Consider the following 23,952-nt stretch of genomic DNA (forward strand, 5'->3'; position numbering starts at 1 on the left):
GTGCGTCCGGCACCGGTCGCGTCAGAGTGCGACGCCGAGCAGGGCGTCGACGGTCCGGGAGACCAGGCCCGGCGCGCCCTCGTCGGTACCGCCGACGGCGGCCTGCGTCTCGGCCCAGAGGTCCACCGCCCGCAGCGCGGCGGGCGCGTCCAGGTCGTCGGCGAGCGCCTCGCGGACGGCGTCGAGCATGCCCTCCGCCGCCGGCCCGTCGGGCCGGGAGACCGCCGCGCGCCACCGGGCGAGCCGGGCGACGGCCTCGTCGAGGACCGCCTCGGTGTACTCCCAGTCGCTGCGGTAGTGGTGGGCGAGCAGCGCCAGCCGAATGGCGGCGGGGTCGGTGCCGGCGCGGCGCAGTGCCGAGACGAACACCAGGTTGCCCTTGGACTTCGACATCTTCTCGCCGTCCAGGGCGACCATGCCGGCGTGCACGTAGGACTGGGCGAAGGGGAACTCGCCGGTGAGCGCCTGGGCGTGCGAGGCGCCCATCTCGTGGTGCGGGAAGGCCAGGTCGGAGCCGCCGCCCTGCATGTCGAATCCCATGCCGAGGTGCTTCAGCGCGATGGCGACGCACTCGATGTGCCAGCCGGGCCGGCCGGGGCCGAGCGAGTGGCCGTCCCAGTGCGGTTCGCCGTCCCGGGCTGCCATCCACAGCATCGGGTCGAGCGGGTTCTTCTTGCCCGGCCGGTCGGGGTCGCCGCCGCGCTCGGCGGACAGCTGCCGCATGGTGGCGGCGTCCAGGCCGGAGACCTCACCGAAGTGCGGGTCGGACTCGACGGAGAAGTAGACGTCGCCGTCCAGTTCGTAGGCGGCGCCGGAGTCCCGCAGCCGCTCCACCAGCGGCACGATGCCGGGTATGGCCTCCACCGCGCCGACGAAATGGGCGGGCGGCAGCATCCGCAGGGCCGTCATGTCCTCGCGGAACAGGGCGGTCTCACGCTCGGCGAGAGCGGCCCAGTCCTCGCCGGTGGCGAGCGCGCGCTCCAGGAGCGGATCGTCGACGTCGGTGACGTTCTGCACGTAGTGGACCTGCCGCTGGTTGTCGAGCCACACGCGCTGCACGAGGTCGAACGCGTTGTAGGTCGCCGCGTGCCCCAGGTGGGTCGCGTCGTACGGCGTGATGCCGCAGACGTAGAGACGGGCGACGGGACCGTGGGCGAGGGTCACTCGCCCGCCGGTCGCGGTGTCGTGGATCCGGAGGTCGCGGCCCGTGCCGGGCAGGGCGGGGACCTCAGAGGCGGGCCAGGCATGCATGCCGTCGAGCCTAACCGGCCGGATGTTGATCCTACGAACGGGACCAGCACAAAGGGCTGAATCCGTGGTCTTGCGCAACGGCTCCCGGGAGGCTCCGCGCGTCGGCCGACGCCGCACCGGTCCGCGCCGGTCCGGGTGTCACACGGGCGGCCAGGGGATCGCCGGCCAGGCGCCCCCGGGCAGCGGGTGGCGGCCGGTGGACAGCAGCAGCTCGGTTCGCTTGCGCAGCGCGTCCAGCTCCCCCGCGCTCAGCAGCTCCGCCAGGCGGGTGGCGAGCACGGCACCGGCGGCCAGCTCCTCGGCGAGGCCGCGCAGCGGTGTGAGCGCCTCGCCCGGCAGCTCCTCCCCCGCCCAGCCCCACAGCAGGGTGCGCAGCTTGTCGTCGGTGTGGAAGGTGACGCCGTGGTCGATGGCGTACAGCCGGCCGTCCGGCTGCGGCAGCAGGTGGCCGCCCTTGCGGTCGGCGTTGTTGATCACGGCGTCGAGCACGGCGACCCGCCGCAGCCGTGCGTCGTCGGCGTGCACCAGCAGCGCGGTGCGCTCCGCACCCGGCTCCCCGGGCTCGCCGTCGCCCTCGTCACCGTCCAGGGCGACCAGGCCCACGGCCTTCCAGCCCGGCTCGGGCTCAGGTCCGTCCACCAGCGCCAGCAGCCCGTCGGCCGCCGTGCGCTCCGGCTCCGGGCTGTCCGGCAGCGGGCCCTGCCACTGCTGGCACATGCCCGCGCCGTACGGGCCCTCCCGCAGGACCGTCGGCGGCACCAGGTCCCAGCCCAAGGCGCGGCAGACGGCGTAGGCCGCGACCTCGCGACGGGCCAGGGTCCCGTCGGGGAAGTCCCACAGCGGCCGCTCGCCCGCGGTCGGCTTGTAGACGCACGGCAGGCTCTCGTCCCCGTGCGACACGGTGGCGTAGAGCACCGCGTTGGACGCCTCGCGGATGTGGCCCACCACCGTCAGCTCGCCGGTGGCGAGCAGCTGTTCGGCGTTCACTCCGCCCCGCGGCGGTATCCGTTCTGGCGCGGGCATACGTGTCCCTCCGGGTCGAGCGGCAGACTGCACAGCGGGCAGGGCGGCCGGCCGGCGTTGACGACCTCCATGGCGCGCTTGGCGAAGGCGCGGGCCATCGGTCCGGTGAGCCGTACCCGCAGCATCGGCGGGCCGTTGTCCTCGTCCTGGAGCAGGCGCTCCTCGGCCTCGGCGAGGTCCTCCTCGGACTCCGCCTCCAACTCCACCAGCGCCTGCGCCTCGACGACCATGCGCTCGCTCTCGCCGTCCCAGGCCAGGGCCATGGTGCCGACCCGGAACTCCTCCTCGACCGGGCTCTGCAGCGGCGCGGTGTCGGTGAGTTCGTGCGGCGCGGTGGCAGGAACGGGGGCGCTGCCGCCGGTGCGCCGCACGACCTCGTCGAGCAGTTCGTCGATGCGCTCGGCGAGCGCCTCCACCTGGGCCTTCTCCAGGGCGACGCTCGTCGTGCGGGTGCCGTCCGATGCCTGGAGGTAGAAGGTCCGCCGTCCGGGCAGCCCCACCGTGCCGGCGATGAATCGGTCCGGGGGGTCGTAGAGGAAGACCTGACGGGACACGACCTGCTCCAACGGTTTCGGCTACTGGGGTACTGGCACCCTACTGCCCGCGCTGATCAACCCGCTCACACACCGCCGCCCACGACGGCGTCCGACCCGCTCGGCGTGGCTGCCGAAGCCGACGCCCCCGCCGCCTCCGCTGCGCTCGGCGCGAGCGCGCCCAGATCGCCGGTGTCGCCCAGGCGCACCACGAACGGCCGCAGCGCGGTGTAGCGGATGGCGGTGACGCTGCCGGGCTCCACCGAGACCCGCTGGAACAGGTCCAGGTGCATGCCGAGGGCGTCGGCCACCAGGGACTTGATGATGTCGCCGTGCGAGCACACCAGGTAGAGCGCGTCGGGGCCGTACTCGGCCGCCACGTGGGCGTTCCACTCCCGGACGGCCTCCACCGCGCGCTGCTGCATGGCGCGCATCGACTCGCCGCCGGGGAACACCGCCGCACTGGGGTGCTGCTGCACGGTGGTCATCAGCGGCTCGTCCATCAGTTCGCCGAGCTTGCGGCCCGTCCAGGCACCGTAGTCGCACTCGTTGACCCGCTCGTCGACGTGCACGGCCAGTCCGGGTCGGGCGGCTGCGAGCGGTGCGAGCGTCTGGCCGCAGCGCAGCAGCGGGCTGCGCACGGCGGTGGCGAGCGGCAGCGCCGCGAGACGGCCGGGCAGGGCGGCGGCCTGGGCGGCGCCGTGCTCGTCGAGCGACACGTCGGGAGTGCGGCCCGCGAGCAGTCCCGAGGTGTTGGCGGTGGACCGTCCGTGACGCACAAGCAGCAGCGTGGGCATGGCAGCCAGCGTAGGCCACCGTGCGGATGGGACAGTCGGCCGGGCGCGGGGGCGGGCGAAACCGCCGGACGGGTGAATCCGGATGCGGCCCGTAACCCGGCCGGGCGGTGGGCGTTGTCCCTGGTGACGGCCGTGGCGGGGAGGACCCCCGAGCCCCCACCACGGCCGCGGTACCTCCGTAGGGCCCGCCGGACACCGGCGGGCCCTACGCGCTGCCTGCCACCGTCGGGGGCTGCGCCGGCCGCGCGGGTCAGCTCAGACCGGCGCGCTCCAGCGCCTCGACGCCGGTGCGCAGCGAGGTCATCCGCTCCTCCAGCGTGAAACCGGCGGGCGCCAGGGACAGGGTGGTGGCGCCCGCGTCGGCGTAGGCCTGCATGCGGTCGGCGATGCGCTCGACGGGACCGAGCAGCGCGGTGGAGTCGATCAGCTCGCGCGGCACCGCGGCGGCCGCGCCCTCCTTGTCGCCGGACAGGTACTTGTCCTGGATCTCGGCGGCTTCCTTCTCGTAGCCCATGCGCTGGGCGAGCTTGTTGTAGAAGTTCTGCTTGCGGCTGCCCATGCCGCCGACGTACAGCGCGGTGTAGGGGCGGAACATGTCGGCGAGCGCGTCCACGTCGTCGCCGACGGCCATCGGCACCGTGGGGCAGACGTCGAAGCCGTCGAGGTCCTTGCCGGCCTTGGCCCGGCCGGCGCGCAGTGCGCCGAGCGTGGTCTCCTCGGCGTGCTCGGGGGCGAAGAAGATCAGCAGCGCGCCGTCGGCGATCTCGCCGGTCTGCTCCAGGTTCTTCGGGCCGATCGCCGCGATGTAGAGCGGGATGTGCTCGCGTACGGGGTGCACGGTGAGCTTGAGCGGCTTGCCGGGCCCGTCGGGCAGCGGCAGCGTCCAGTGCTCGCCGCTGTGGCTGAGCCGTTCCCGGCTCATGGCCTTGCGCACGATCTCGACGTACTCGCGGGTGCGGGCGAGCGGCTTGTCGAACTTCACGCCGTACCAGCCCTCGGAGACCTGCGGCCCCGAGACGCCCAGGCCGAGGCGGAAACGCCCGCCGGAGAGCGAGTCGAGGGTGGCCGCGGTCATGGCGGTCATGGCGGGTGTGCGGGCGGGGATCTGGAGGATCGCCGAGCCGACGTCGATGCGCTCGGTCTGGGCCGCCACCCAGGACAGGACGGTGGGTGCGTCCGAGCCGTACGCCTCCGCCGCCCAGCAGACGGCGTAGCCGAGGCGGTCCGCCTCCCGCGCGACGGCGAGGTTGTCCTGGTCCATCCCGGCACCCCAGTAGCCGAGGTTGATCCCGAGTCGCATCGCGCTCCCCTTACTGATCAGTAACGTCTTTGTCCCCCGGACTCTAGCGCGGGCCGGAAGTACTCTCAACGCCCGTGGAGCTCAGACAGCTGGGGCGCACCGGCCTGCGGGTGTCCCGAATCGGGCTGGGCACGCTCACCTGGGGCCGGGAGGCCGACGAGCCCGTGGGGCGCGTGTCCGCCGAACAGAACGCGGCGGAGTTGCTGAAGACCTTCTGGGAGGCCGGCGGCACTCTCGTCGACACCGCCGACGTGTACGCCGACGGCGGCGCGGAGTACCTGCTGGGCCGCATGCTGGACGTCCTGGTCCCGCGGGCCGAGCTGGTCGTCGCCACGAAGGCGGGCAGCGTGCCCGACCCCGACCGGCGTTTCGACTGCTCCCGCGGCCGCCTGCTGGCCGCCCTCGACGCCTCGCTGGAGCGGCTGGGCACCGACTACGTCGACCTGTGGCAGGTGCACGCCTTCGATCCGGGCACGCCCCTGGAGGAGACCCTGCACGCGCTGGACATCGCAGTCGGCAGCGGACGGGCCCGGTACGCGGGGGTCACCGACTTCCGGGGCTGGCAGCTGGCCAAGGCCGCCACCTGGCAGCTCGCCGCGCCCGGGGCACGCAGCCGGCTCGCCGGAGCACAGGCCGAGTACTCGCTGCTGCAGCGCGGAGCGGAGCGGGAGCTGCTGCCCGCGGCGCTCGACCTCGGGGTGGGGCTGCTGCCGTCCTCGCCGCTGGGCCGGGGCGTCCTGACCGGCAAGTACCGGGGCGGCGAGGTGCCGCCGGACTCCCGCGCCGCGTCCCCCAAGTGGGCCGGGTTCGTCGCCCCCTATCTCGGGGACGCCGCCGGACGGGTGGTGGACGCGCTCGCCACGGCAGCCGACGGGCTCGCCGTGACGCCGCTCCAGGTGGCGCTGGCCTGGGTCAGGGACCGGCCCGGCGTGGCCGCACCGATCGTCGGAGCCCGCACGTCGGCCCAGCTCAGCGAGGCGCTGTCAGTGGAAGCCCTTAGTCTTCCTGACGAGATCACCAGGGCGCTCGACGACGTGTCGGCACCCGGACGCCACGACCCCGATCACGACTGGAGCGCGTAAGTGACCACTCCCCGGGAGCCGCACGACTCGCCGGACCCGCCGGACCCGTCCGCCAGCCGGGCGGACGTCCCGGCGGACGCCCCGGCAGACGCCCCGCAGGGCACTGGGCCCGCCGGTGGCGAACCGCCCGCGCCCCAGGGGGAGGCGGCAGGAGCGGCCACGTCCCCGCCGGAGGAGAGCGAAGGCGGGGCCGCCGGTGCGACGGCGCCGGACGAGGGCGCGGGCGACGGCGCGAGCCAGCCGCCGTCCGGAGCGGCCCCTCCCTCGCCGCACCCACCGCCCGCCGGGGCCGGCCCGCGCGGCAAGGCCGCGGAACTGCTCGCCGCGGTACGCGCGGTGGAGAGCGGCGAGCGTGCGGCCACGGAGTTCTTCGCCGCCCCGCAGCCCGCCGCACGCCCGGCCCGGCCGGCCCGTCCGGGTGTGCCCGCGCCGGCCCGCACCGCGGCCGGCCCGCAGGCACCGGGTGCGGCGCCCGTCCCCGACGGCGTCCGGGCGGTGCTCACCGAGGGCGGCGCACTGGCCGAGCTGGCCGGGGCGGTGACGGCGGCCCTCGGCCCGCAGGCCGAGGAGGCGCTGCGCGCCGACCCGTGGCAGCTGCTGGCGGTGGCCGGCGTGGCGCCCGAGCAGGCCGACGGCTTCGCCCGGGCACTTCTCGGGCCGCAGGCCGAGCCGGACGACCCGCGGCGCGGACAGGCCCTGGTGACCTGGCTGCTGGAGCGGGCGGCCCGCACCGGCCACACCGTGCAGGAAGCCGCCGAGCTTGCCGCCGCGCTCACCGCGCACGGCGTGAAGGACGCCGAGGAGGCGATCCGGGAGGCCGTGGACGAGGGCCTGGTCCTGGTCTTCCAGGACACCCCTCCCGGCACCGGCGCCCCCGCGGAGGCGGCAGCCGAGGGCGAGGAGGAGGCGCCGGTCGAGGTGCTCTTCGGCCTCGACCGCTGGGCGCTGGCCGAGGAGAGCCTCGCCGACGGGGTCAACCGGCTGCTCACCACCTTCACCCCCGATGACGCCCGGTCCGAGGGCTGGGCCGCCGCGGCGGCTGCCGCCCCCTCGCCGTCCGCGGCGGAGCTGGTCCGGGCGGCCGCCTCGGCGGGCGTCGTCGTGCACACCGGCGGCGAGGCGGCCCGCGCGGAGCCCGCCGCCGTGGTCGCCGCCGCCCGGGCCATGGGGCTGCGGGCCTGCGTTGCGGTGCACAGCGAGGACGGTGTCCGCCGCGCCTCCCCGCCCGCTGGCGAGCGCGCCTCTCCGCCCCCTGGCGACCGGGCGGCCGAAGGAACCGGGCCGGACACCGCACCGCCCGCCGGGGAGTCCGAGCCGGCGGTGGTGACGGTCGCGGGGCTGCTGGCCGGGCTGGAGGGCCCCGGCCGGGACGAGGACGGCGTCCTCGCCCTCGACGTGCTGGCCGTGCTCGACGCCCCGCAGCTCGACGCGGAGACGGCGGCGGCCCTGGTGGAGTCCCTGCCGGACGGCGCCCGCCTGCTACTCAGCGGCGATCCGCAGGTCCTCGGCTCGGCGGGCCCCGGCCAGGTCCTCGCCGACCTCGTGGCGTCGGCCGCGTGCCCCCGGGTGGTCTCCCGCACCCCCGACCCGGGGCCACTGGGCGAACTGGTCTCCGGGATCGGCATCGGCGAGTTGCAGCAGGTCCAGGCTCCGGACCGGGAACTGGTCATCGTGGCCGTGCAGGACGCGGGCGAGGCCGTGCACCGCACCGTGCAGCTCGTCGCCGACTCCGTGCCCCGGGTGATCGGCGTGGCCGCCGAGCAGACCCAGGTCATCACGCCCGGCCACGGCGGCGCGGCCGGCACCCGGGCGCTGAACGCCGCACTGAAGGAGCGCTTCAACCCCGGCCCCGGCCGGTTCGGCGGCTTCGACGTGGGCGACCGGGTCGTGTACTCGCCCGCCCCGGGCCGGTGCCTCACCGGCGCGGTCGTGTCGGCGGACGCCGAGGGCCTGCGCCTGGACATCGGCGGCCGGCCCGTCACGGTCGCTCCCGAACAGGTGCCGCAGGCCGTCCGCCACGGCTGGGCCGTCACCGCGCACCAGGCGGCGGGGCGCCGCTGGCCGGCCGTCGTGGTCGTGCTGCCGGGGGACGCGGGCCAGTTGCTGGACCGGCCCTGGGTGTACACCGCGTTCAGCCGCGGTGAACGTCATGTCTCCGTGGTGCACGGGGTGCAGGACGCGCTGCCGCGCGCGGTGGCCGAACGGCCCGGCCGGCCGCGGCGGACCCGGCTGCGGGCGCTGCTCAGCCCCCGACCGGAGCCGGCAGCGGCGCAGTGAGGCCCGGTCGGGTGGCGCGCCGTTCCTCCCAGCGGAGGCCCGGAGCACCACCCGGCCGTCCGGCCGCTACCTGAGCGGCTGGTCCTCGTCGTCGGGGCCGTAGAGGTCGTCGTCGAAGACGGAGCTGACGTCGAACCGGCACAGCACCCGTTCGGCGTCGGCCGTGTCGAAGGGCGCGGACAGCCACTCCCCCGGCTCGGAGGGCTCCTCGGCGGCGACCACCCACAGGGTGGAGTCGCCCTCCTCCAGGCCGAACTCCTTGTGGCGGCTGGAGATCTCGTCGGCCTCGAACTCGCCGAACAGCACACCCAGCGCGGCGTGCACGCTGCTGCCCGCGGACTGCGGCTCGTCACCGGCGACGTCCGCCGAGTCCGGGTCCAGGTCGGAGATGCGCTGGGCCTGCGCGAGCAGCCGCAGCGGCTCGGTGACGGTGTAGTCGCGGCGGACGAACACACTGATCGCGCTCGGCTCGTCCGGGCCCAGGTATCCGGCGGTGGGTTCGGAACCGGGGATCTCGAACGGCGTGACCTCGTCGTAGGCGTCGTAAAGCAGCTCGTCGTACGCTTCACCGGCCGCGGCCAGCTCGTTGAACGCGGCGTAGACACCGGCGTCGGCCTCGGCGTCCTCGGAACCGTCCGAGGGCCGTCGTTCGATGGCGTCGAGGTGACGGTCCAGCGCGGTCTTCAGCGCCTCTACGGCGGCACGTACCTCGGCAGCGGTGGGCTGCGCAGCATCAGACATAGTGCAGACGCTATCCGTAGACAGCCCCTGCACGCACAATAGATGCGATGCCGGAATACGAATTTCGCGATGTGTACGTGCCGCGCGGGGTTTCCCGCAGCGCCGCCGCCCGTCTCCTGACCGAGCACGCCGAGTACGGGCACTGGGAGCTCGACCGCCTGCGGCTCTTCCCCGACGGCAGCCGCCGGGTACGGCTGCGTCGCCGCATCATCCGCCAGGTGCGCGCCACCTGGTGACGCCGGCGGCCCCGGCGGTCGGGGCCGCCCGGTCGAAGTCCGCACACGCAAACGGAGCCGGCCACCCCTGCGCGTGGCCCGCTCCGTTTGGTGCGTGTACTGCTCGCTCGGCTGAGCGTTCAGCACCGCTGTCCCGCGTCACTGCTCAGTGGTGGGGCACCGCTCAGTGCTGGGCCGCCTTGGAACGGCGGTACAGGACGTAGCCGCCGAGCAGGAGGGCCGCACCGGCCGGGACGGCGGTGCCCAGCATGGTGCCACCGGTCTGCGCCAGCTCGCCGGCCACGCCCTGGGCCTCGATCTGCGACGATCCGGCGGCGCGCTCGGGCGCCTTGTCCGTGCCCGAGGCGCGGGGCTTCTCCCCCTCACCCGACTGCGCGGGCTCCTCGTCGGTGCCGGGCTGCTCCGGCTTCTCCTCGCCACCGGGCTGCTCCGAGCCGGGCTCCTCGAAGCCGGGCTGCTCCGCACCGGGCTTGCCCGGGCGGGGCTTCGTCGGAGTGGTGTCGGTGTTGGCGCACTCGTTGCCGATGGCCGGGTTGAGTCCGCCGACCACCGTGACGGAGTTGCCGCAGGCGTTCACCGGCACGTCGACGGGGACCTGCACGTTGTTGCCGGAACCGACACCGGGCGAACCCCCGGCGTGGCCGTCGGCGTGCGCACCCCCACCGTGGTGGCCCCCACCGTGGTGACCGCCGCCCTGGTGACCGCCCTGGTGGCCCCCACCCTGGTGACCGCCACCCTGGTGACCGCCCTGGTTGCCGCCGCCCTGGTTGCCGCCCTTGTCCTGACCGCCCTTGTTGCCCTTGGGCGCGGAACTCTTGTTGACGCAGTTGTTGCCCATGGCCGGGTTCAGCAGCCCCACGGCGTTCACGGTGTTGCCGCAGGCGTTGACCGGCACGTGCACCGGCGCCTGGACGTTGTTGCCGGAGAGCACGCCGGGCGAGCCCTGGGCAGCGCCGTCGGCACTCGAGCCCGCGTGGGCCGCGCCGCCGGACAGCGCGAGTACGCCGCCTGCCGCCGCTACGGAGATCAGGCCCTTCTTGGTGACCTGTCGCATGGTTGTTTCCTGTTCTTCGATGCTTGCGGGACGCGAGCGGGCTGCTCAGCAGTTGGCCGGGACGCACCTGCTCGCCCGGAGAACCGAGAACCCCGGAGCGCATGGCACGCACTCCGGGGTCACGGCATCAACCTTCAGGGGTTGAGAGACAACAACGTCAGTCGTTGACGCAGGTGTTGCCGAAGGTGGGGTTCAGCAGTCCGATGACGGAGACCGTGTTGCCGCAGACGTTCACCGGCACGTGCACGGGAACCTGGACAACATTGCCGGACAGCACGCCCGGGGAGTGCACAGCGGCACCCTGAGCGCCGGCATCGGCGACGGCAACGCCCGCACCAGCGAGCACCAGACCACCGGTGGCAGCCGCAGCAGCGACAACCTTCTTGAGCATTCTTCCTCCTTGTTGGCAAATGCGATCCCAGCCGCGGACCGCAACACCTGTAACGAGGAGGGACAGCCGGGGCTACGACCCGGCAGCCTCATTCACCCTTCCTGACCAATGCCGTACACCTGCCCGATATCGCCCGCACCGGTCGACGCCGCGGCTCGCCCCGCGAGGAACCGCAGCTCAGGGCAGCCGGAGCCGGGCGGGGACGGGTCCCACGCCCGGCCCGCGGGGGCTATGCCTGGTCCAGGAACCGGTCCAGGACGCGCACCCCGAACTTCAGGCCGTCGACCGGCACCCGCTCGTCCACACCGTGGAACATGCCGGCGAAGTCCAGCTCGGGCGGCAGCTTCAGCGGTGCGAACCCGAAGCAGCGGATGCCCAGGTCGTCGAAGTGCTTGGCGTCGGTGCCGCCGGAGAGCATGTACGGCACGGCACGCGCCGCGGGGTCCTCCGCCTTGAGCGAGGACTGCATGGCGTCCACCAGCGCACCGTCGAAGGTGGTCTCCAGCGCCCGGTCGGCGTGGTCGTCGACCCTGCGCACCCGCGGGCCCAGCGCCCGGTCGAGGTCGGCCAGGAACTCCTCCTCGTACCCAGGCAGGAAACGCCCGTCGACGTGGGCGGTGGCCTGCCCGGGGATGACGTTGACCTTGTAGCCGGCGGACAGCTGGGTCGGCGCCGCGGTGTTCTGCAGCGTCGCGCCGATGATCTTGGCGATGCCGCCGAGCTTGGCCAGCGTCTCCTCCATGTCCTCCGGGTCCAGCTCGGTGCCGAGTGCGTCCGACAGCTCGTCGAGGAAGGACCGCACGGTCTTGGTGACCCGCACCGGGAACTTGTGCCGCCCCAGCCTGGCCACCGCCTCGCACAGCTCGGTGACCGCGTTGTCGTTGTTGGTCATCGAGCCGTGCCCGGCGGTGCCCTCGACGGTGAGCCGCATCCAGTGAATGCCCTTCTGGGCCGTCTCGATCAGGTACAGCCGGAGGTTGTCGTTGACCGTGAAGGAGAACCCGCCGACCTCGCCGATGGCCTCGTTGACGCCCTCGAACAGGCCGGGGTGCCGGTCCACGAGGTGCCGCGCGCCGTAGACACCGCCGGCCTCCTCGTCCGCGAGGAAGGCCAGCACCACGTCCCGGGGCGGCTTGCGGCCCGAACGCATCCGGTCGCGGACGACGGCGAGTGTCATCGCGTCCATGTCCTTCATGTCGACGGCCCCGCGCCCCCACACGCAGCCGTCCGCGATCTCCCCGGAGAACGGGTGGTGCCGCCAGTCGGCGGCGTCGGCGGGGACCACGTCGAGGTGGCCGTGGATGAGCAGCGCGGGCCGGGAGGGGTCGGCGCCCTCGATCCGGGCGACGGTGGACGCCCGGCCGGGCTGCGACTCGAAGATCTGCGGCTCCAGCCCCACCTCGGCGAGCTGCTCCGCCACGTACTCGGCGGCGGCCCGCTCCCCGGGGCCCTCGCCGCCGCCGTAGTTGCTGGTGTCGATCCTGATCAGGTCGCGGCAGATGCCGACGACCTCGTCCTCACCGGTCACCGCACCGGCGCTCGCGGTTGCGCTGGACTCGCTCACACTGCCTCCTCCATCGGGCGGGGGTTGCCCGTTCCATCCTCCCGCCTGCGGGCTCCGCGCCCAAAGAGCAGGCCCGTGATCCGTGGCGGGAGGGCCCAGGGCAGGGTGATCGACCGACCGGCCCGCAGTGTTATGGTGGTGCGCGTTGCCGGCGGTCCAGACCGCGGCGCTCACCGGTCCGGGTGGCGGAATGGCAGACGCGCTAGCTTGAGGTGCTAGTGCCCTTTATCGGGCGTGGGGGTTCAAGTCCCCCCTCGGACACAGCGGGTGCGTGCACCCTCTCCTTCAGGAACCCTCGCCGGGTCACCACACGGCGGGGGTTTCGGCGTTGCCGGGCCCTGCCGCCCGCCCGAGCGCGTCCCGCCGCCCGTGGGGGCGGCGGGACGGATGCCCCGACTCAGCGACCGTCGCGAGCGGCACCGCCGGACGTCCCTGAGCCGCGGGCCGCGGGCGTGCCGTTCGCCCCTGCGGCGGGCGCCGGCACCGCGGTGAGGCGGCGGGTGCCGAGCCGGCGGCGCACTCCCTCGGCGAGCCGGGCCGCGGTGAAGGTCGCGCCGTACACGAAGCGCATCGACGGCCCGAACGTGGGCGCGGTCAGCAGACCGGCGAAGAACAGGCCCGGGCTGGAGGACTCGAAGCGCGCGCCGAGGTCCGGGGCCCGGCTGTCCCCGACCGTGCGCAGCGTGTCGCGCAGCGCGGGGTCGAGCAGCGTCAGCCGGTCCACGTCGGGGATGAAGCCGGTGGCGGCCACCACGTGGTCGGTGTCCACGGTGGTGGTGTCCCCGCCGGGCCCGGTGAGGCTCAGCCGCAGCCCCTCCCCGGCGGGCTCGGCGGCCAGCAGCTGGTGGCCCAGCAGGACCGGCACCCGGCTCTCGAAGCGGTCCCGCAGCCACCAGGCCCCGGCCGGGCCGAGAGCGGTGTCGGTGATGCGCAGCCGCGCGGCGGCGGGCAGCCGGCGGACCGCCCAGGGCGTCTGCGACCACACCCAGCTCGGCCAGCCGGTGCCGAGACCGCAGTGCGGGTCGCGCAGCGAGCGCCACGGCGAACGTTCGAGTGGCTGCGGCACGGTGTTCCAGTTGACGTGTGCGGCGCGGGCCACCACCCGCGTCCTGGCGCCCTGCTCGGCGAGCAGCGCGGCGGTCTCCAGCGCGGCCTGACCCGCGCCGACGACGGTGACGTCGCGGTCCCGGAAGCGGCTGAGGTCGCGGTGGTCGCTGCTGTGCGTGGCCAGTTCGGCGGGCAGGCCGGTCAGCGCTTCGGGCAGGCGCACGAAGGGCATGACGCCGACCGCGAGGACGACGGTGCGGGAGAGCAGCGTCTCGCCGTCGGCCGTCTCCAGGCGGTAGCCGCCCGCCTGCGGGGCGAGTGCGCTGACTGTCTTCTCCTCCACGGCGGGCCCGACGCGTTCACCGAACCAGCGTCCGTAGTCGGTGAAGACGCCGATGGGCAGCGGGTTGCCGTGCTCGGCGGGCAGGCCGCGGGTGGCGCAGTACGCGGCGAGGGTGTGTGAGCCCGCCGGGTCGGACAGGTTGGACGCCCAGGGCTCGGACTTGAGGAACATGCCCTCCGGCATGTGGTCGCGCCAGGACGCCATCGTGCGGCCGAGGACGCGCACGTCCCAGCCCGCCGCGGCGGCGTGCGCGGCCACCGAGAGTCCGTAGGGGCCGGCGCCCACAACTACCAGGTCGTGCATCGAGAGTCTTCCCGTCTGTCGGTTCATCGTGCGGGGGTCGCGCTGTCGTTGCTGCTGTCGGCGCCCGGGCGCCCCAGCAGCGTGCGGGGGTGCGGCGGCGGGACCGGGCGTTCGCCGACCGCTGCGGGGGGTGGTGGGGCGACCGCCGGGGTGGCGGCGTCGTGGGCCGGCCGCGGACCGAGCGGGGCTCGGCGGGCGTCGGCGGGTGCGGCCCCGGCGGCGGGCGCGGACGGCTGCGGCCCCCGTCGGCCGGTCGGCAGCGAGCCGAGTTTGGCCACGCCGCGCCGCAGGGAGGCCGCGGCCATGGCCAGGAAGGGCAGCGGGTCGTCCGCCGCGAACCAGGCGCGCTCGGTGGACGGGGCGGGCACACGCTCCTGGCGCGGTGTCCGGTGTGCCATGCCGCGCACCGCGGCGAGCACCGCGTAGTTCTCCGCGACGAAGCGCCGTCCGGGGGTGCTGAGCGCGGGTGGCACCGGTCGGCCGGTGAGGTCCAGGTGCAGGGCCCGCACCACGTCGAGGCCCGAAGGGTCGGTGAAAAGCCGGAACTGCGCGCCCGGGCGGGGGTTGAAGTCGAGGAGGTGGTGGCGGCCGGTTGTGGTGTCCAGCCGGAAGTCCAGGTCGAGAATGCCTCGGTAGCCGAGCGCCGCGGCCAGCCGGTGGGCGGCGGCCTCCAGTTCGGGATGGGGCAGCCAGCGGCCGACAGCGGTCAGCCCGGCGCCGAGCGGCCACGCGCGGTCCTTGCGGCCCGCACCGCCGATCAGGCACGCCCCGCCCGCGGTGTAGCAGCCGTGGAAGAACCAGTCGGTGCCCGGGCCGCCGGGCAGCAGCCGCTGCAGCAGGAGCTGGTTGCCGGTCCGGCCGCCGCGCAGGTACAGCTCCCTGGCCTCGTGCGGTGTGCGCACCACAGTGGTGCTGCGAAGTCCGGAGCCGGGCGGAAGCAGCCACGGTCGGCTCCACTTCGCGATCGCCGGAAGGCCCAGTGCGCGCACCGCGTCGGCGGCGTCTCCGGCGCTGCGCGGCAGCAGCGTCTCGGGGTGCGGGATGTCCAGGCTGCGGCACAACGAGGCGAGCGCGGCCTTGTCGGCCACCCGCTCGGGCAGGTCGGCGGCCTGACGCGGCACCAGGTACCGGTCGGCGAGCCGGTCCGCGAGCCGGGCGACACCGATGGCGCTGAGGTCGTCCATCGGGATCAGGACCGCCCGGCGTCCGATGCGGTCCGCGACCTGACGCAGCGTCCGCAGCAGGGGCGCGCCGAGCGGGCCGGCGGCCGGTTGTGCGTGCGCGCGGTGCAGGTGGCGGGAGCGGCACACCGGGCTCGTGGGGGATTCCACGACGGCGTGCACCTCGACACCCGCCCGTCCCAGCGACCTGACGGCGCCAAGTGTCCCGTGGTGAAAGGGATTGCGGTCCAGGCGGACCAGAAGTGCCGGCACATCGGTGTTGAACGAGGCCATGACGGCGTGTCCTTCATTCTTTTGTGGGCCGACCGGGGGACGCATTCCGCAAATGGCCTACGGCAGTGCATTCGGGCAGCCCATTAGGGAGATCTGATGATTACTGTCAAGGGGTGAACGCACCGATCCAGGAGCGTCCCGGAAGGAGTCACCATGTCCCACCGAAGCCGCTGGCTGGCGGGGGCCTGCGTCGGAGCGATCACGGCCGGCCTGCTCGTCTCCAGCACCGTCACGGCCGACCGCGACGGCCGTGACGACCTCAGTGACGGCCGCAACGCAGCGGTCTCCAGCACCGAGCCGCCGCCCGCCCCGGCGCCGCCCGGCGCACCCGAGGCACCGCCGCCGCCCGCCGCGCCGCCGCCTCCGGCGACCGGCGCGTTCCTGGCCTCCGGCCCTGACGGGGTGCGCCGCATCGCCGAGTTGGAGAACTGGCTGGGCGGCACCCAGCTGCGTGTCGGCCACACCTACCTGCCCGGTGACCTGTGGGTCAACATCGAGGGCCGGCCAAGCTTCCTCCAGGAGTGGGCGAAGTGGCGGCAGGCCCGCGAGGACCGGCTGTTCGTGCTCAACGTCCCGATGCTGGAGCGCAACGAGGAGGGCGTGCCGGACCGCGAGGTGCGGCAGCTGCTGCGCGCCGGTGCCGACGGCCGCTTCGACCGGCACTTCCGCACCCTCGCCCAGCGCCTGGTGGGCATGGGCGTGCCGGACACGGTGGTGGTGCTCGGGTGGGAGATGAACGGCACCACCTACACGCACCGCTGCGGCCCCGACCCGCAGGCGTGGAAGGCCTACTGGAAGCGGATCGTCAACACGATGCGCGAGGTGCCGGGACAGGAATTCAAGTTCGATTTCGCACCCAACCGCGGAACGGACGCCATTCCCTGGACGCGCTGCTACCCCGGTGACGACGTCGTCGACATCATCGGAATGGACTCCTACGACCAGCCGCCCGGCAATTCGTTCGACGACCAGGTGACCCAGCCGTACGGGCTCCAGCACCACGTCGATTTTGCCGCCGCCCGGAACAAGCTCATCTCGTACCCCGAATGGGGTCTTTTCCGCAACGGCGACAACCCGGAGTACATGCGGCGCATGCTCGAGTGGATGGACAAGCACAAGCCCTTCTACCAGACCATCACGGACTACTGCCCGCACGGCGTCTGGCAGTGCGAGCAGAACCCGAAGTCGTCCGCGGTGTTCCGGGCCGCGATGTCCAGGCCCGAGCAGCCCGCGCCACCCACCGAGACCACCCCGCCGACGCCGCCCACCCGGCCCACCCCGCCGACCCGGCCCACTCCCCCGGCCCCGCCCACCCACCCGAGCGACGTGCCGTGCACGCCGCTGGAACTGGGTGACTGGGTCGAGCGGTGGCTCGGTGGCCGCAAGCTCTGCCTGCGGCTCGACTGGTACGACCGAGGTCGTTCCTAGCCGCTGACGGCGGGCGGGCGGGCCGGGGCTGAGCATCACCCCCGCGCACCGCCCGCCCGCCAGTTGTTCAGCTTCGTGCGCCAGGCGCGGACGGCCGGCATCCGGCGGCTGGCCGTCCGGGCGGCGAACTCCCGGCCGGCCAGCTGCGCCGCGTACAGGCGCAGAGCAGGGCCCATGGAGCCCCGGGCGAGCAGGAACCGCTGGTTGGTGAGGGTCTCCGGCCGCCAGTGCAGCTTGTACGGCTCGGTGCCCCGCAGCATGCTGAGCACACTGCGGCCGGACTCGGTGACGTGCCGGGAGTCGTGCCGCAGCAGCATCGTGGTGATGTCGACCTTCTTCGCCCGCAGTTCGGGGTGCGCCCCGTACAGGTAGCCGCCGGCCAGCTCCGAGGACATCAGGGTGACGTCGGCGGCCATGATCTCGTCGCCGATGCGGTACTCGGTGAGCAGCGCGTCCCCGGTGCGCACCATCTGGGTGGTGGCCCGCACCAGGTGCTCGGCGAACCGGGGCCGCAGGTGCTCGGGGGTGACTCCCCTGCCGTGCCACTGCAGCCCGTGCAGCCGCAGCATCGTGGCGACCGCCGCCGGCACCTCGTGCTCGGGCACCACCCGCTCCTCGATGCCCAGCGCCTCCAGTTTGCGCAGCTTCGCGCGGAACCTGCGGGCACTGCTGCTGGGGAGCCGTTCCAGCAGCTTCGGCAGCGGGACCGCCGGGAGTTCCAGGCACACCGAGTCGTCCAGCCTGCGCCGCACGCCCGGCCAGTGCTGCCAGACCTGTTCGGCGGCGCCGCCCGGCCGCACCTCCCGCAGGTCGATGACCGCGCCCCGGGCGGCGAGCACCAGGCCTCGCACCAGGGCCGCGGCTGCGCCCGGGCACTCGTCGTCGAGCAGCACGTCGGAGAAGTCGGAGATGTCGCCGCCCAGCGGCACCAGCGCCGGCATCGGCCGGTAGGCGAGCATCAGAGGCGCCGCGCCCACCAGCCGGTCGCCCTGCCGGACCAGGACGAGGCGCAGGCGTCCGGCAGTTCCGTACGACGTCCACCAGGAGAAGAGCCACGGGTGGCTCTGGAACGGCGTCGCCGCACGGCAGTTGCGGTACAGCCGGTGCCACTCCGGGCCGAGCGCGGCGAACTGCTCGGGGTCGCTGCACAGCGTGGCGGTCAGGGCCACCGGTCGGGTCTGCGTGGTCATCGCACTCTCTCCCTCTCCTGCGGGCCGGACTCCCGCTTCCTGCCTGCGGTGGCCTCGGTACGCGTGGCGCGTTTGCGGTCGCGCGCCTCCTCAGGCCGACTCTCGCCTGCGGACGCCTCGGCGGTGGACGGTTCGGCCGCGGTGCCGGCGGTGCCGTTGTGAGACGCCCAGCTGGGCACCGGTGCCGCCGGGGCGGGCACGGCGACCGCGTCGCGGTGCCCGCCCGGCCGGGGCCGGGCGAGCAGCAGCAGCGCGCCGAGCAGCCCGCCCGCGCAGCCGCCGACGGCGGCGGACAGCGGTGCGGACGGCGAGACCGGGGAGGCCGGCGGCAGCGCCTTCGCGAACAGCACCAGGCTGACCCCGGTGCTCTTCGTGGCCTTGTTGCCGTCCTCGGTCAGGGCCTTCGCGACGGCGTTGGCGAATCCCGCGGCCTGCTGGGCGCGGCCCGCGGTGCCGCTGATCTCGATCATCGGCGCGTCCGGCGAGGTGGCGGACTCCACACGGGCGCGCAGCGTGGCGAGCGGCACCCCGGCGTCCGGCTGTGCCTGGGCGAGCACTCCCCCGCTGGTGGCGACCCGGCCGTAGGCCTGGGCGAAGCCGAGTGCGGTGCCGGGGTCCGCCCGGTCGGCGGGGACGACCACGACGTAGGCGGTCGCGGAGTACTGCGGTGCGGCCAGCAGCCCGTAACCGGTGCCGGCCAGCGCGCCCGTCAGGGCGCAGGCAGCCGCGGGCCACCAGACCGGCCACCGGCGGACGGTGGCGCGCAGGCCGGCGAGCCGGGTGCGCGTCCGGTGGAACCGGCGGCCCGCGGCGGGCGCCGGTTGGGTGGTCTTGCTCATGGGGTGGGTCACCTCTTGGGTCGGGCCTGGGGTCGGGCCTGGGCAGGAGCGGCGACACGCGCGTAGACGGCCATCAGGCGTTCGGCGCTGCGGGCGATGTCGTAGCGGTCGACGGCTGGGGGGACGGGCAACCGGGGCGCGCCGGCTTGGTGGTCGTGTTGGGCCCGAGTGAGGGCCGCGGCCAGTTCGCCGACGTCGATCCGGCGGGCGCCGGGGGCATCGGTGGGCGGGAGTTCGTCGATGGCGGGGCAGGTGACGTGCAGGACCGGCAGCCCGGCGGCCAGCGCCTCCAGGACTGCGAGGCCGAAGGCCTCCTCGGCCGACGGGGAGACGAAGACGTCCATGGCGGCCAGCAGCGCCGGCACGTCTGCGGCGTCCCGGTCAGGACCGGTGGCGCCGTCGTCGGCGGCGCGCTCGCCACACAGTGTGACGCGGTCGGTGATGCCCAACTGGCCTGTCAGACGAGCCAGTTCACCGCGCTGCGGGCCGTCGCCGACAAGCAGCAGCCGGGCTTGCGGCACCTCGGCCACCGCGCGGACGAGCTGGTCGAACCGCTTGCCGGGCACCAGCCTGCCCACGCCGCCGACCACGAAGGCGTCCGCCGGAAGGCCGAGGCTCTCCCGGGCCCGCCGCCTGGCCGACGCGTCGAAGCGGAACCGGTCGGCCTCGATGCCGTTGGGGATCAGCTCGATGCGCGGGCCGGGCACGCCCCAGTCGCGCAGGCGGCGGGCGACCGTCGCGGACACCGCGACGGTGGAGTGCCCGAGGCGCTCGCTGGCGAGGTACAGGCCGCGGGCCGAGCGGGTCAGCGGCCGGCCCTCGATCTGGGCGTCGCCCAGCGAGTGCTCGGTAGCGACGACGGCCCGGACGCCGGCCAGTCGGGCGGCGGCCCGCCCGTAGACGCAAGCCCGGTAGAGATGGGTGTGCACCAGGTCGTAGCGGCCGTGGCGGATCAGCCGGACCAGGCGGGGCAGCGCGCCCAGGTCGCGGTTGCCGTGCATGCCCAGATGGGTGACGGTACGGCCGTCGGCGCGGATGCCGTCGGCCACCGGACCGGGGTTGGTGAGCGTGACGACATCGCAGTCCATCGGCATCCGGCGGAGCAGCAGGCGCAGTTGCTGCTCCGCACCGCCGACGCCCAGGCCGGTGATGACGTGCAGCGCTCTCATCGGCCGCTCCGATGGGTGCCGGCGCCCGCGGAGCTGGGTACGGTCGCCGGGGCGGCGGCGGTACGGGCGTTGCCGACCGTGCCGGTGGCGGTGCCCGGGCGGGAGGACGCGAGCGCGCCGGGCGGCAGCGGGCGGCGGCGCAGCGGGTGCAGCAGCCGCTTGAGGCGCAGCCGCGGTGCGGTGTCGCCGTCGCCGACGTGCGCGCGGGGCAGGGCGTGCCGGCCGGTCAGCCGTCCGGGTGCGATCGCGCAGGCGTAGTCGTATCCGGCGTCGCGCACGGCGCGCACCGCCCGGGGGTCCACCGCGCCGTAGGCGTAGCAGAACCCTTCCGCCGCGGTGCCCGTGAGGTTGCGCAGTTCCTCCCGGCTGCGGGCCGTCTCCTCGCTCAGCGCCCGGTCGTCGGCGCGGGTGAGGTCCAGGTGCAGTATGCCGTGGGAGCCGATCTCCATGCCCGCGTCGGCGGCGGCGCGGATGCCGTCCGCGGTGAGCAGCGGCTTGCGCGGGCCCTCGGGGTCCCAGGCGTTGTCGCCGCCGAGGCGGCCGGGGAGGACGAAGACGGTGGCGGTGCAGCCGTGCCGGTGCAGCAGCGGCACGGCCCGCTCCAGGAAGTCCTGGTAGCCGTCGTCGAAGGTGAGGCCGACCAGCCCGGCGCCGCGCCCGGCGGCGCGGGCACGCAGCAGCTCGCCGACGCCGACACCGCGCAGGCCGTGCCGGGTGAGCCAGGCGAGCTGCCGGTCGAGGGTGCGGGGGGTGACGGTGACCCGGTAGGGGTCCTCGGTGTAGTCGGTGACGGAGTGGTACATCAGCACCCAGGGCGCCGGGGTCCGGGCGATGCGGACGCCGGAGCGGGGTGCGGCCGGTTCAGCGGTCATCACGAATCTTTCGTTTGACGGCGGTGAGCAGCTGGGGCACTTCGGGAGCGCGCACCACGAGGGCGGCGAGGGTGAAGGCGACCGGCACGAGCAGGCCGCCGGCCGCCGCGGTGAGCAGGGAGTGGTCGATGAGGGGGGCGGCGTACCAGCCCGCGGCGGTGGCCGCCGCCGCGGCCAGGAGCAGCCGCAGCAGTTGTCCGGCCGCGCGGCGGGCCCGGATGCCGACCACGCGACTGCCCAGTCCGTGCAGCAGGATCAACGCGGTGACGGTGATGCCCGCGGCGTTGCCCGCCGCGATGCCGTGGATGCCCCAGTGCGGTGCCGCGAGCGCGCCGGCCACCACCGTGATGAGCAGTCCGAGGGCCATCGCGGCGGCCGGGTACCAGGTGGGGCGAGCGGCGGAGAAGAAGGGCCGCACCAGCGCGCCGACCAGGCTGTGGCCGAGCAGGCCGAGGGCGTAGACCCGCATGACGGAGGCCGTCGCCGCGGTGTCCTCGGCCTGGAACGCGCCGCGCTGGAACAGGATCTCGATGATCTGCGGGGCGTAGGCCACCACGTACGCGGCCCCGAGCAGGACGACGAGGGCGGCGAGGGTGAGGTCGCGTTCGACCCGGCGCCGCGCCCGGTCGGCCTCGCCGTCGGCGAGGGCGCGGGCCACGACGGGGAAGGTGACGGTGCAGATCATCAGGGAGAGGATCATGGGCATCTGCGCGACCTTCTGCGCGTAGTTCAGATGCGAGATGGCGCCGGACGGCAGGGTCGAGCCGAGGAAGCGTTCGACGAGGACCTGCGACTGGCGGCTGAGGGCGAACAGCACCACCGGGGCGAGCAGTCCGAAGCTGAGCAGGGCGGCCCTGCCCTCGGCAGGCTTGCCACCGAGGAGGTCCGCCGGGGCCGCGGGCCGGGCGCGGACGGGCAGCCGGCGCAGGAAGGCGGGCAGTTGCACCAGCACCATCAGCGCGCCGCCGACGGCGACCCCGGCTGCGGCGGCCCGCACCCCGGCGAGGTGGTGCAGGAGCAGCACGGTGCCGATGATGCCGACGTTGTAGGCCGCGTAGATGGCGGCGGGCGGCACGAAACTGCGGTGGGCGCGCAGCGCGGCGCTGAAGTAGCCGGCGACGCCGAAGGTGAGTACCGACACCGCGGTCAGCCGGGTGCAGTCCACGGCGAGTTGCGGGTCGGCGAGGCCGGGGGCGAGCAGCCGGACGAGCAGCGGAGCGGCGGCGGCGAGCAGACCGGCGATGAGAGCGAGGGCGGCGAGCAGCCAGGGCAGGGTGCCGGTGAGCAGGTCGCGGACCGGGTCGCGGCCGGCACGGCCCGGGCGCTGGGCGGCGCGGCGGGACAGCGCCAGGCTGAACGCCGGGACGAGGACGAGCGCCATGGCGTCCTCGATGAGCAGGGTCGAGGCGACCTCGGGCAGCGTCCACGCGACGAGGAAGGCGTCGGTCTCGCTGCCGGCACCGAAGAGGTGGGCGAGGGTCTGGTCGCGGACGAGTCCGAGCAGGGCGCCGGCGGCGGTGAGCAGCGCGGTGAACGCGGCGGCCCGGGCGAGGAAGCGGCCCAGCGGGGAGCCGGCGGTGTCGGTGCCGGGCGGCGGTGCGGCGGGCGGGGCGGGCAGCCCGCCGGGGGGCCGTCCGGCGGTGGCCATGTCGCTCATCGGGCGGCTGCCCCGCTGCCTGGCCGGGTCTGCGGGTGCAGTCCCCACCAGGCCGCCAGGCCGATCATCACGGCGGTGAGCACGGTCGAGGGTCCCCCGATGTCTGCGTAGACGAAGTCGACCAGCTGCCACACGAGCAGTCCGGCGGCGATCAGCCCGCAGTCGGCGGGCAGGCCGCCGCGTGTGCCTGCGCGCAGCCGGCGTAGCGCGCAGGCCAGCAGGGCGAGCCAGCCGCCGGCGAGTGCCGTCAGGCCGATGAGCCCCTGCTCGCTGAGCACGAGCAGGTACATGTTGTGGGGGGAGAGCAGCGGCTCGCGGTGGAAGCCGCGCCCGGCGCCCGCGGTGTCGCTGCCGGAGGAGAGGGCGAGTGAGGCGTGGCCGTCGCGATGGGCGGGGAAGCCCTTGAGTCCGACGCCGGTGGCGGGGCTGTCGCGCCACATGGCGGTGGCCGCGGCCCACATGGTGTAGCGGTCGGTGACCGACTGGTCGGGAGCGGCGGTGACCTGCGTGATGCTGCCGAGCCGCTGCCCGATCTGCTCCGACCCGACGCCGACACCGCCGACCAGGACCACGGCGGCGGCGGTGAGCAGGGCCAGGGCGCCCAGCGCGAGGCGCAGGCCGGCGAGCAGCAGCACGGCGAGCACCGCGGCTGCGGTGGCGATCCAGGCACCGCGGCTGAACGACAGGGCCAGGGGCACGAGCAGCGCCGCGGCGCTGCCCAGCGCCGCGGGCCGCAGCCAGCGGGGGCTGCCGGCGGGCGGGGCGAGTCCGGCGGCGAGCGCGATGACGATGCCGTAGGCGACGACGGTGGACATGCCCATCACGTCGAGCGGTCCGAAGGTGCCGACGGCCCTGATGTCCTGGCCCTGGTAGGAGGCGCCGGTGCCGGTGAGGTACTGGTGGACGCCGACGCCTCCCTGGACGACGGCGACGCACAGCACGGCGCCGGCGAGCACGCGGAAGTCAGCCCGGTCACGGAGCAGCAGCAGCACGGCGGCCGGGACCAGGACGAAGATCTGCAGGTAGCGCACGAAGCCGGGCAGGCTGGCGGCCGGGTCCCAGGAGGTGGCGGTGGCGACGGCGAACGCGACCGCCGGGGCGGCGATGAGCAGCACCGCGAGCCGGCTCAGCGGCCGGCGGCGGTCGCGCAGCAGCCGCACCGCGCAGTGCACGACGAGCACGCCGGAGGCGGCGTCGGCGAGCGTGACCCTGCTGCCGGGCGAGCCCTCGTCGCTGACCGGCGCGCACAGCAGCAGGACCACCGCGACGGCCGGCAGCAGCGGCGCGAAGGGCGCGAGCCGGGCGGCGGCACGGGCGGCGGGTGAGGCCGCCGGGGGGGCGGGGTGTGCGGGCGGCGGGGCGGGGTGCGGGGCGGGGCGGGCCTTGGTGGCCGTGGGCACA

General features: G+C 74.7%; 21 protein-coding genes and 1 tRNA gene. 5 read left to right on the forward strand and 17 right to left on the reverse strand.

Going from position 1 to position 23,952, the window contains the following annotated elements:
• Window positions 1-21 precede the first annotated feature (21 nt).
• The 5 genes from mshC to QNO07_RS09010 all read right to left on the reverse strand — a co-directional run bounded on the left by mshC (window position 22) and on the right by QNO07_RS09010 (window position 4,904).
• Entirely contained in the window at window positions 22-1,251 is a 1,230-nt protein-coding gene (mshC, locus tag QNO07_RS08990) for a cysteine--1-D-myo-inosityl 2-amino-2-deoxy-alpha-D-glucopyranoside ligase (protein WP_283991157.1), read from the reverse strand.
• Window positions 1,252-1,389: 138 nt separating this feature from the next.
• Complete coding sequence (locus tag QNO07_RS08995) at window positions 1,390-2,274, reverse strand: SCO1664 family protein (RefSeq protein WP_283991158.1); 885 nt, start codon at window positions 2,272-2,274, stop codon at window positions 1,390-1,392.
• On the reverse strand, window positions 2,235-2,828 hold the full coding sequence (locus tag QNO07_RS09000; RefSeq protein WP_283991159.1) for a DUF3090 domain-containing protein: 594 nt from the start codon (window positions 2,826-2,828) through the stop codon (window positions 2,235-2,237). The genes QNO07_RS08995 and QNO07_RS09000 overlap by 40 nt, the downstream gene beginning before the upstream one ends.
• A 65-nt stretch (window positions 2,829-2,893) precedes the next feature.
• Entirely contained in the window at window positions 2,894-3,604 is a 711-nt protein-coding gene (locus QNO07_RS09005) for a histidine phosphatase family protein (protein ID WP_283991161.1), read from the reverse strand.
• A gap of 250 nt (window positions 3,605-3,854) precedes the next feature.
• Entirely contained in the window at window positions 3,855-4,904 is a 1,050-nt protein-coding gene (locus QNO07_RS09010) for an LLM class F420-dependent oxidoreductase (RefSeq protein WP_283991162.1), read from the reverse strand.
• A 74-nt stretch (window positions 4,905-4,978) separates the two neighbouring features.
• Here QNO07_RS09010 and QNO07_RS09015 point away from each other — a divergent pair, with 74 nt between their 5' ends.
• Window positions 4,979-5,986, forward strand: coding sequence for an aldo/keto reductase (locus QNO07_RS09015; protein WP_283991163.1), 1,008 nt, complete (start codon window positions 4,979-4,981; stop codon window positions 5,984-5,986).
• A complete protein-coding gene (locus tag QNO07_RS09020; RefSeq protein ID WP_283991164.1) occupies window positions 5,987-8,263 on the forward strand; it encodes a helix-hairpin-helix domain-containing protein in 2,277 nt (758 codons plus the stop codon).
• 66 nt (window positions 8,264-8,329) lie between these two features.
• Here QNO07_RS09020 and QNO07_RS09025 read toward each other — a convergent pair whose 3' ends face one another.
• Window positions 8,330-9,004: a hypothetical protein gene (locus tag QNO07_RS09025; RefSeq protein WP_283991165.1), complete on the reverse strand. Its 675-nt coding sequence runs from the start codon at window positions 9,002-9,004 to the stop codon at window positions 8,330-8,332.
• 47 nt (window positions 9,005-9,051) lie between these two features.
• On the opposite strand from QNO07_RS09025, the gene QNO07_RS09030 reads away from it, so the two are divergent.
• Window positions 9,052-9,240 (forward strand): DUF5703 family protein, encoded by a 189-nt coding sequence (locus QNO07_RS09030; protein WP_283991166.1) that lies wholly within the window; start codon window positions 9,052-9,054, stop codon window positions 9,238-9,240.
• A gap of 163 nt (window positions 9,241-9,403) precedes the next feature.
• Here QNO07_RS09030 and QNO07_RS09035 read toward each other — a convergent pair whose 3' ends face one another.
• The 3 genes from QNO07_RS09035 to QNO07_RS09045 all read right to left on the reverse strand — a co-directional run bounded on the left by QNO07_RS09035 (window position 9,404) and on the right by QNO07_RS09045 (window position 12,249).
• The gene (locus tag QNO07_RS09035) at window positions 9,404-10,294 is read right to left on the reverse strand and encodes a chaplin (protein WP_283991168.1); all 891 of its coding nucleotides are present in this window, start codon (window positions 10,292-10,294) and stop codon (window positions 9,404-9,406) included.
• Between the two features lie 157 nt (window positions 10,295-10,451).
• Window positions 10,452-10,685: a chaplin ChpH gene (chpH, locus tag QNO07_RS09040; protein ID WP_283991170.1), complete on the reverse strand. Its 234-nt coding sequence runs from the start codon at window positions 10,683-10,685 to the stop codon at window positions 10,452-10,454.
• A gap of 229 nt (window positions 10,686-10,914) precedes the next feature.
• Window positions 10,915-12,249 (reverse strand): M20/M25/M40 family metallo-hydrolase, encoded by a 1,335-nt coding sequence (locus tag QNO07_RS09045; protein ID WP_283991171.1) that lies wholly within the window; start codon window positions 12,247-12,249, stop codon window positions 10,915-10,917.
• A gap of 176 nt (window positions 12,250-12,425) precedes the next feature.
• Between QNO07_RS09045 and QNO07_RS09050 the strand changes: the two genes are divergently transcribed.
• Window positions 12,426-12,510: transfer RNA gene (locus tag QNO07_RS09050), tRNA-Leu, on the forward strand.
• 136 nt (window positions 12,511-12,646) lie between these two features.
• On the opposite strand, the gene QNO07_RS09055 is transcribed toward QNO07_RS09050, so the two are convergent.
• The gene (locus tag QNO07_RS09055; RefSeq protein WP_283991172.1) at window positions 12,647-13,942 is read right to left on the reverse strand and encodes an NAD(P)-binding domain-containing protein; all 1,296 of its coding nucleotides are present in this window, start codon (window positions 13,940-13,942) and stop codon (window positions 12,647-12,649) included.
• A gap of 23 nt (window positions 13,943-13,965) precedes the next feature.
• Window positions 13,966-15,396, reverse strand: coding sequence for a carboxylate--amine ligase (locus QNO07_RS09060; protein ID WP_283991173.1), 1,431 nt, complete (start codon window positions 15,394-15,396; stop codon window positions 13,966-13,968).
• Window positions 15,397-15,549: 153 nt separating this feature from the next.
• Between QNO07_RS09060 and QNO07_RS09065 the strand changes: the two genes are divergently transcribed.
• The gene (locus tag QNO07_RS09065) at window positions 15,550-16,824 is read left to right on the forward strand and encodes a glycoside hydrolase family 26 protein (RefSeq protein WP_283991174.1); all 1,275 of its coding nucleotides are present in this window, start codon (window positions 15,550-15,552) and stop codon (window positions 16,822-16,824) included.
• A gap of 35 nt (window positions 16,825-16,859) precedes the next feature.
• Here QNO07_RS09065 and QNO07_RS09070 read toward each other — a convergent pair whose 3' ends face one another.
• From QNO07_RS09070 to QNO07_RS09095, 6 genes are read right to left on the reverse strand one after another with little or no spacing between them, the layout of a single operon-like run.
• On the reverse strand, window positions 16,860-18,014 hold the full coding sequence (locus QNO07_RS09070; RefSeq protein WP_283991175.1) for a GNAT family N-acetyltransferase: 1,155 nt from the start codon (window positions 18,012-18,014) through the stop codon (window positions 16,860-16,862).
• On the reverse strand, window positions 18,011-18,853 hold the full coding sequence (locus tag QNO07_RS09075) for a YveK family protein (protein WP_283991176.1): 843 nt from the start codon (window positions 18,851-18,853) through the stop codon (window positions 18,011-18,013). Before QNO07_RS09075 ends, QNO07_RS09070 begins: the two co-directional genes overlap by 4 nt.
• Window positions 18,854-18,861: 8 nt before the next feature.
• On the reverse strand, window positions 18,862-20,022 hold the full coding sequence (locus QNO07_RS09080; RefSeq protein ID WP_283991177.1) for a glycosyltransferase: 1,161 nt from the start codon (window positions 20,020-20,022) through the stop codon (window positions 18,862-18,864).
• Window positions 20,019-20,894, reverse strand: a complete 876-nt coding sequence (locus QNO07_RS09085; protein ID WP_283991178.1) for a polysaccharide deacetylase family protein — start codon at window positions 20,892-20,894, stop codon at window positions 20,019-20,021. The genes QNO07_RS09080 and QNO07_RS09085 overlap by 4 nt, the downstream gene beginning before the upstream one ends.
• Window positions 20,884-22,551: a lipid II flippase MurJ gene (locus tag QNO07_RS09090; protein WP_502961802.1), complete on the reverse strand. Its 1,668-nt coding sequence runs from the start codon at window positions 22,549-22,551 to the stop codon at window positions 20,884-20,886. Before QNO07_RS09090 ends, QNO07_RS09085 begins: the two co-directional genes overlap by 11 nt.
• Window positions 22,548-23,951: an O-antigen ligase family protein gene (locus QNO07_RS09095; RefSeq protein WP_283991179.1), complete on the reverse strand. Its 1,404-nt coding sequence runs from the start codon at window positions 23,949-23,951 to the stop codon at window positions 22,548-22,550. Before QNO07_RS09095 ends, QNO07_RS09090 begins: the two co-directional genes overlap by 4 nt.
• Between the last annotated feature and the right edge of the window lies 1 nt (window position 23,952).

This window comes from Streptomyces sp. 549, assembly GCF_030124175.1.
Lineage (GTDB): Bacteria > Actinomycetota > Actinomycetes > Streptomycetales > Streptomycetaceae > Streptomyces.

Coding starts and splice junctions, on each gene's coding strand:
- mshC (WP_283991157.1), bottom strand. CDS start 1,251: ATGCATGCCTGGCCCGCCTCTGAGGTCCCCGCCCTGCCCGGCACGGGC.
- QNO07_RS08995 (WP_283991158.1), bottom strand. CDS start 2,274: ATGCCCGCGCCAGAACGGATACCGCCGCGGGGCGGAGTGAACGCCGAA.
- QNO07_RS09005 (WP_283991161.1), bottom strand. CDS start 3,604: ATGCCCACGCTGCTGCTTGTGCGTCACGGACGGTCCACCGCCAACACC.
- QNO07_RS09010 (WP_283991162.1), bottom strand. CDS start 4,904: ATGCGACTCGGGATCAACCTCGGCTACTGGGGTGCCGGGATGGACCAG.
- QNO07_RS09025 (WP_283991165.1), bottom strand. CDS start 9,004: ATGTCTGATGCTGCGCAGCCCACCGCTGCCGAGGTACGTGCCGCCGTA.
- QNO07_RS09030 (WP_283991166.1), top strand. CDS start 9,052: ATGCCGGAATACGAATTTCGCGATGTGTACGTGCCGCGCGGGGTTTCC.
- QNO07_RS09035 (WP_283991168.1), bottom strand. CDS start 10,294: ATGCGACAGGTCACCAAGAAGGGCCTGATCTCCGTAGCGGCGGCAGGC.
- chpH (WP_283991170.1), bottom strand. CDS start 10,685: ATGCTCAAGAAGGTTGTCGCTGCTGCGGCTGCCACCGGTGGTCTGGTG.
- QNO07_RS09055 (WP_283991172.1), bottom strand. CDS start 13,942: ATGCACGACCTGGTAGTTGTGGGCGCCGGCCCCTACGGACTCTCGGTG.
- QNO07_RS09060 (WP_283991173.1), bottom strand. CDS start 15,396: ATGGCCTCGTTCAACACCGATGTGCCGGCACTTCTGGTCCGCCTGGAC.
- QNO07_RS09065 (WP_283991174.1), top strand. CDS start 15,550: ATGTCCCACCGAAGCCGCTGGCTGGCGGGGGCCTGCGTCGGAGCGATC.
- QNO07_RS09070 (WP_283991175.1), bottom strand. CDS start 18,014: ATGACCACGCAGACCCGACCGGTGGCCCTGACCGCCACGCTGTGCAGC.
- QNO07_RS09075 (WP_283991176.1), bottom strand. CDS start 18,853: ATGAGCAAGACCACCCAACCGGCGCCCGCCGCGGGCCGCCGGTTCCAC.
- QNO07_RS09080 (WP_283991177.1), bottom strand. CDS start 20,022: ATGAGAGCGCTGCACGTCATCACCGGCCTGGGCGTCGGCGGTGCGGAG.
- QNO07_RS09085 (WP_283991178.1), bottom strand. CDS start 20,894: ATGACCGCTGAACCGGCCGCACCCCGCTCCGGCGTCCGCATCGCCCGG.
- QNO07_RS09090 (WP_502961802.1), bottom strand. CDS start 22,551: ATGAGCGACATGGCCACCGCCGGACGGCCCCCCGGCGGGCTGCCCGCC.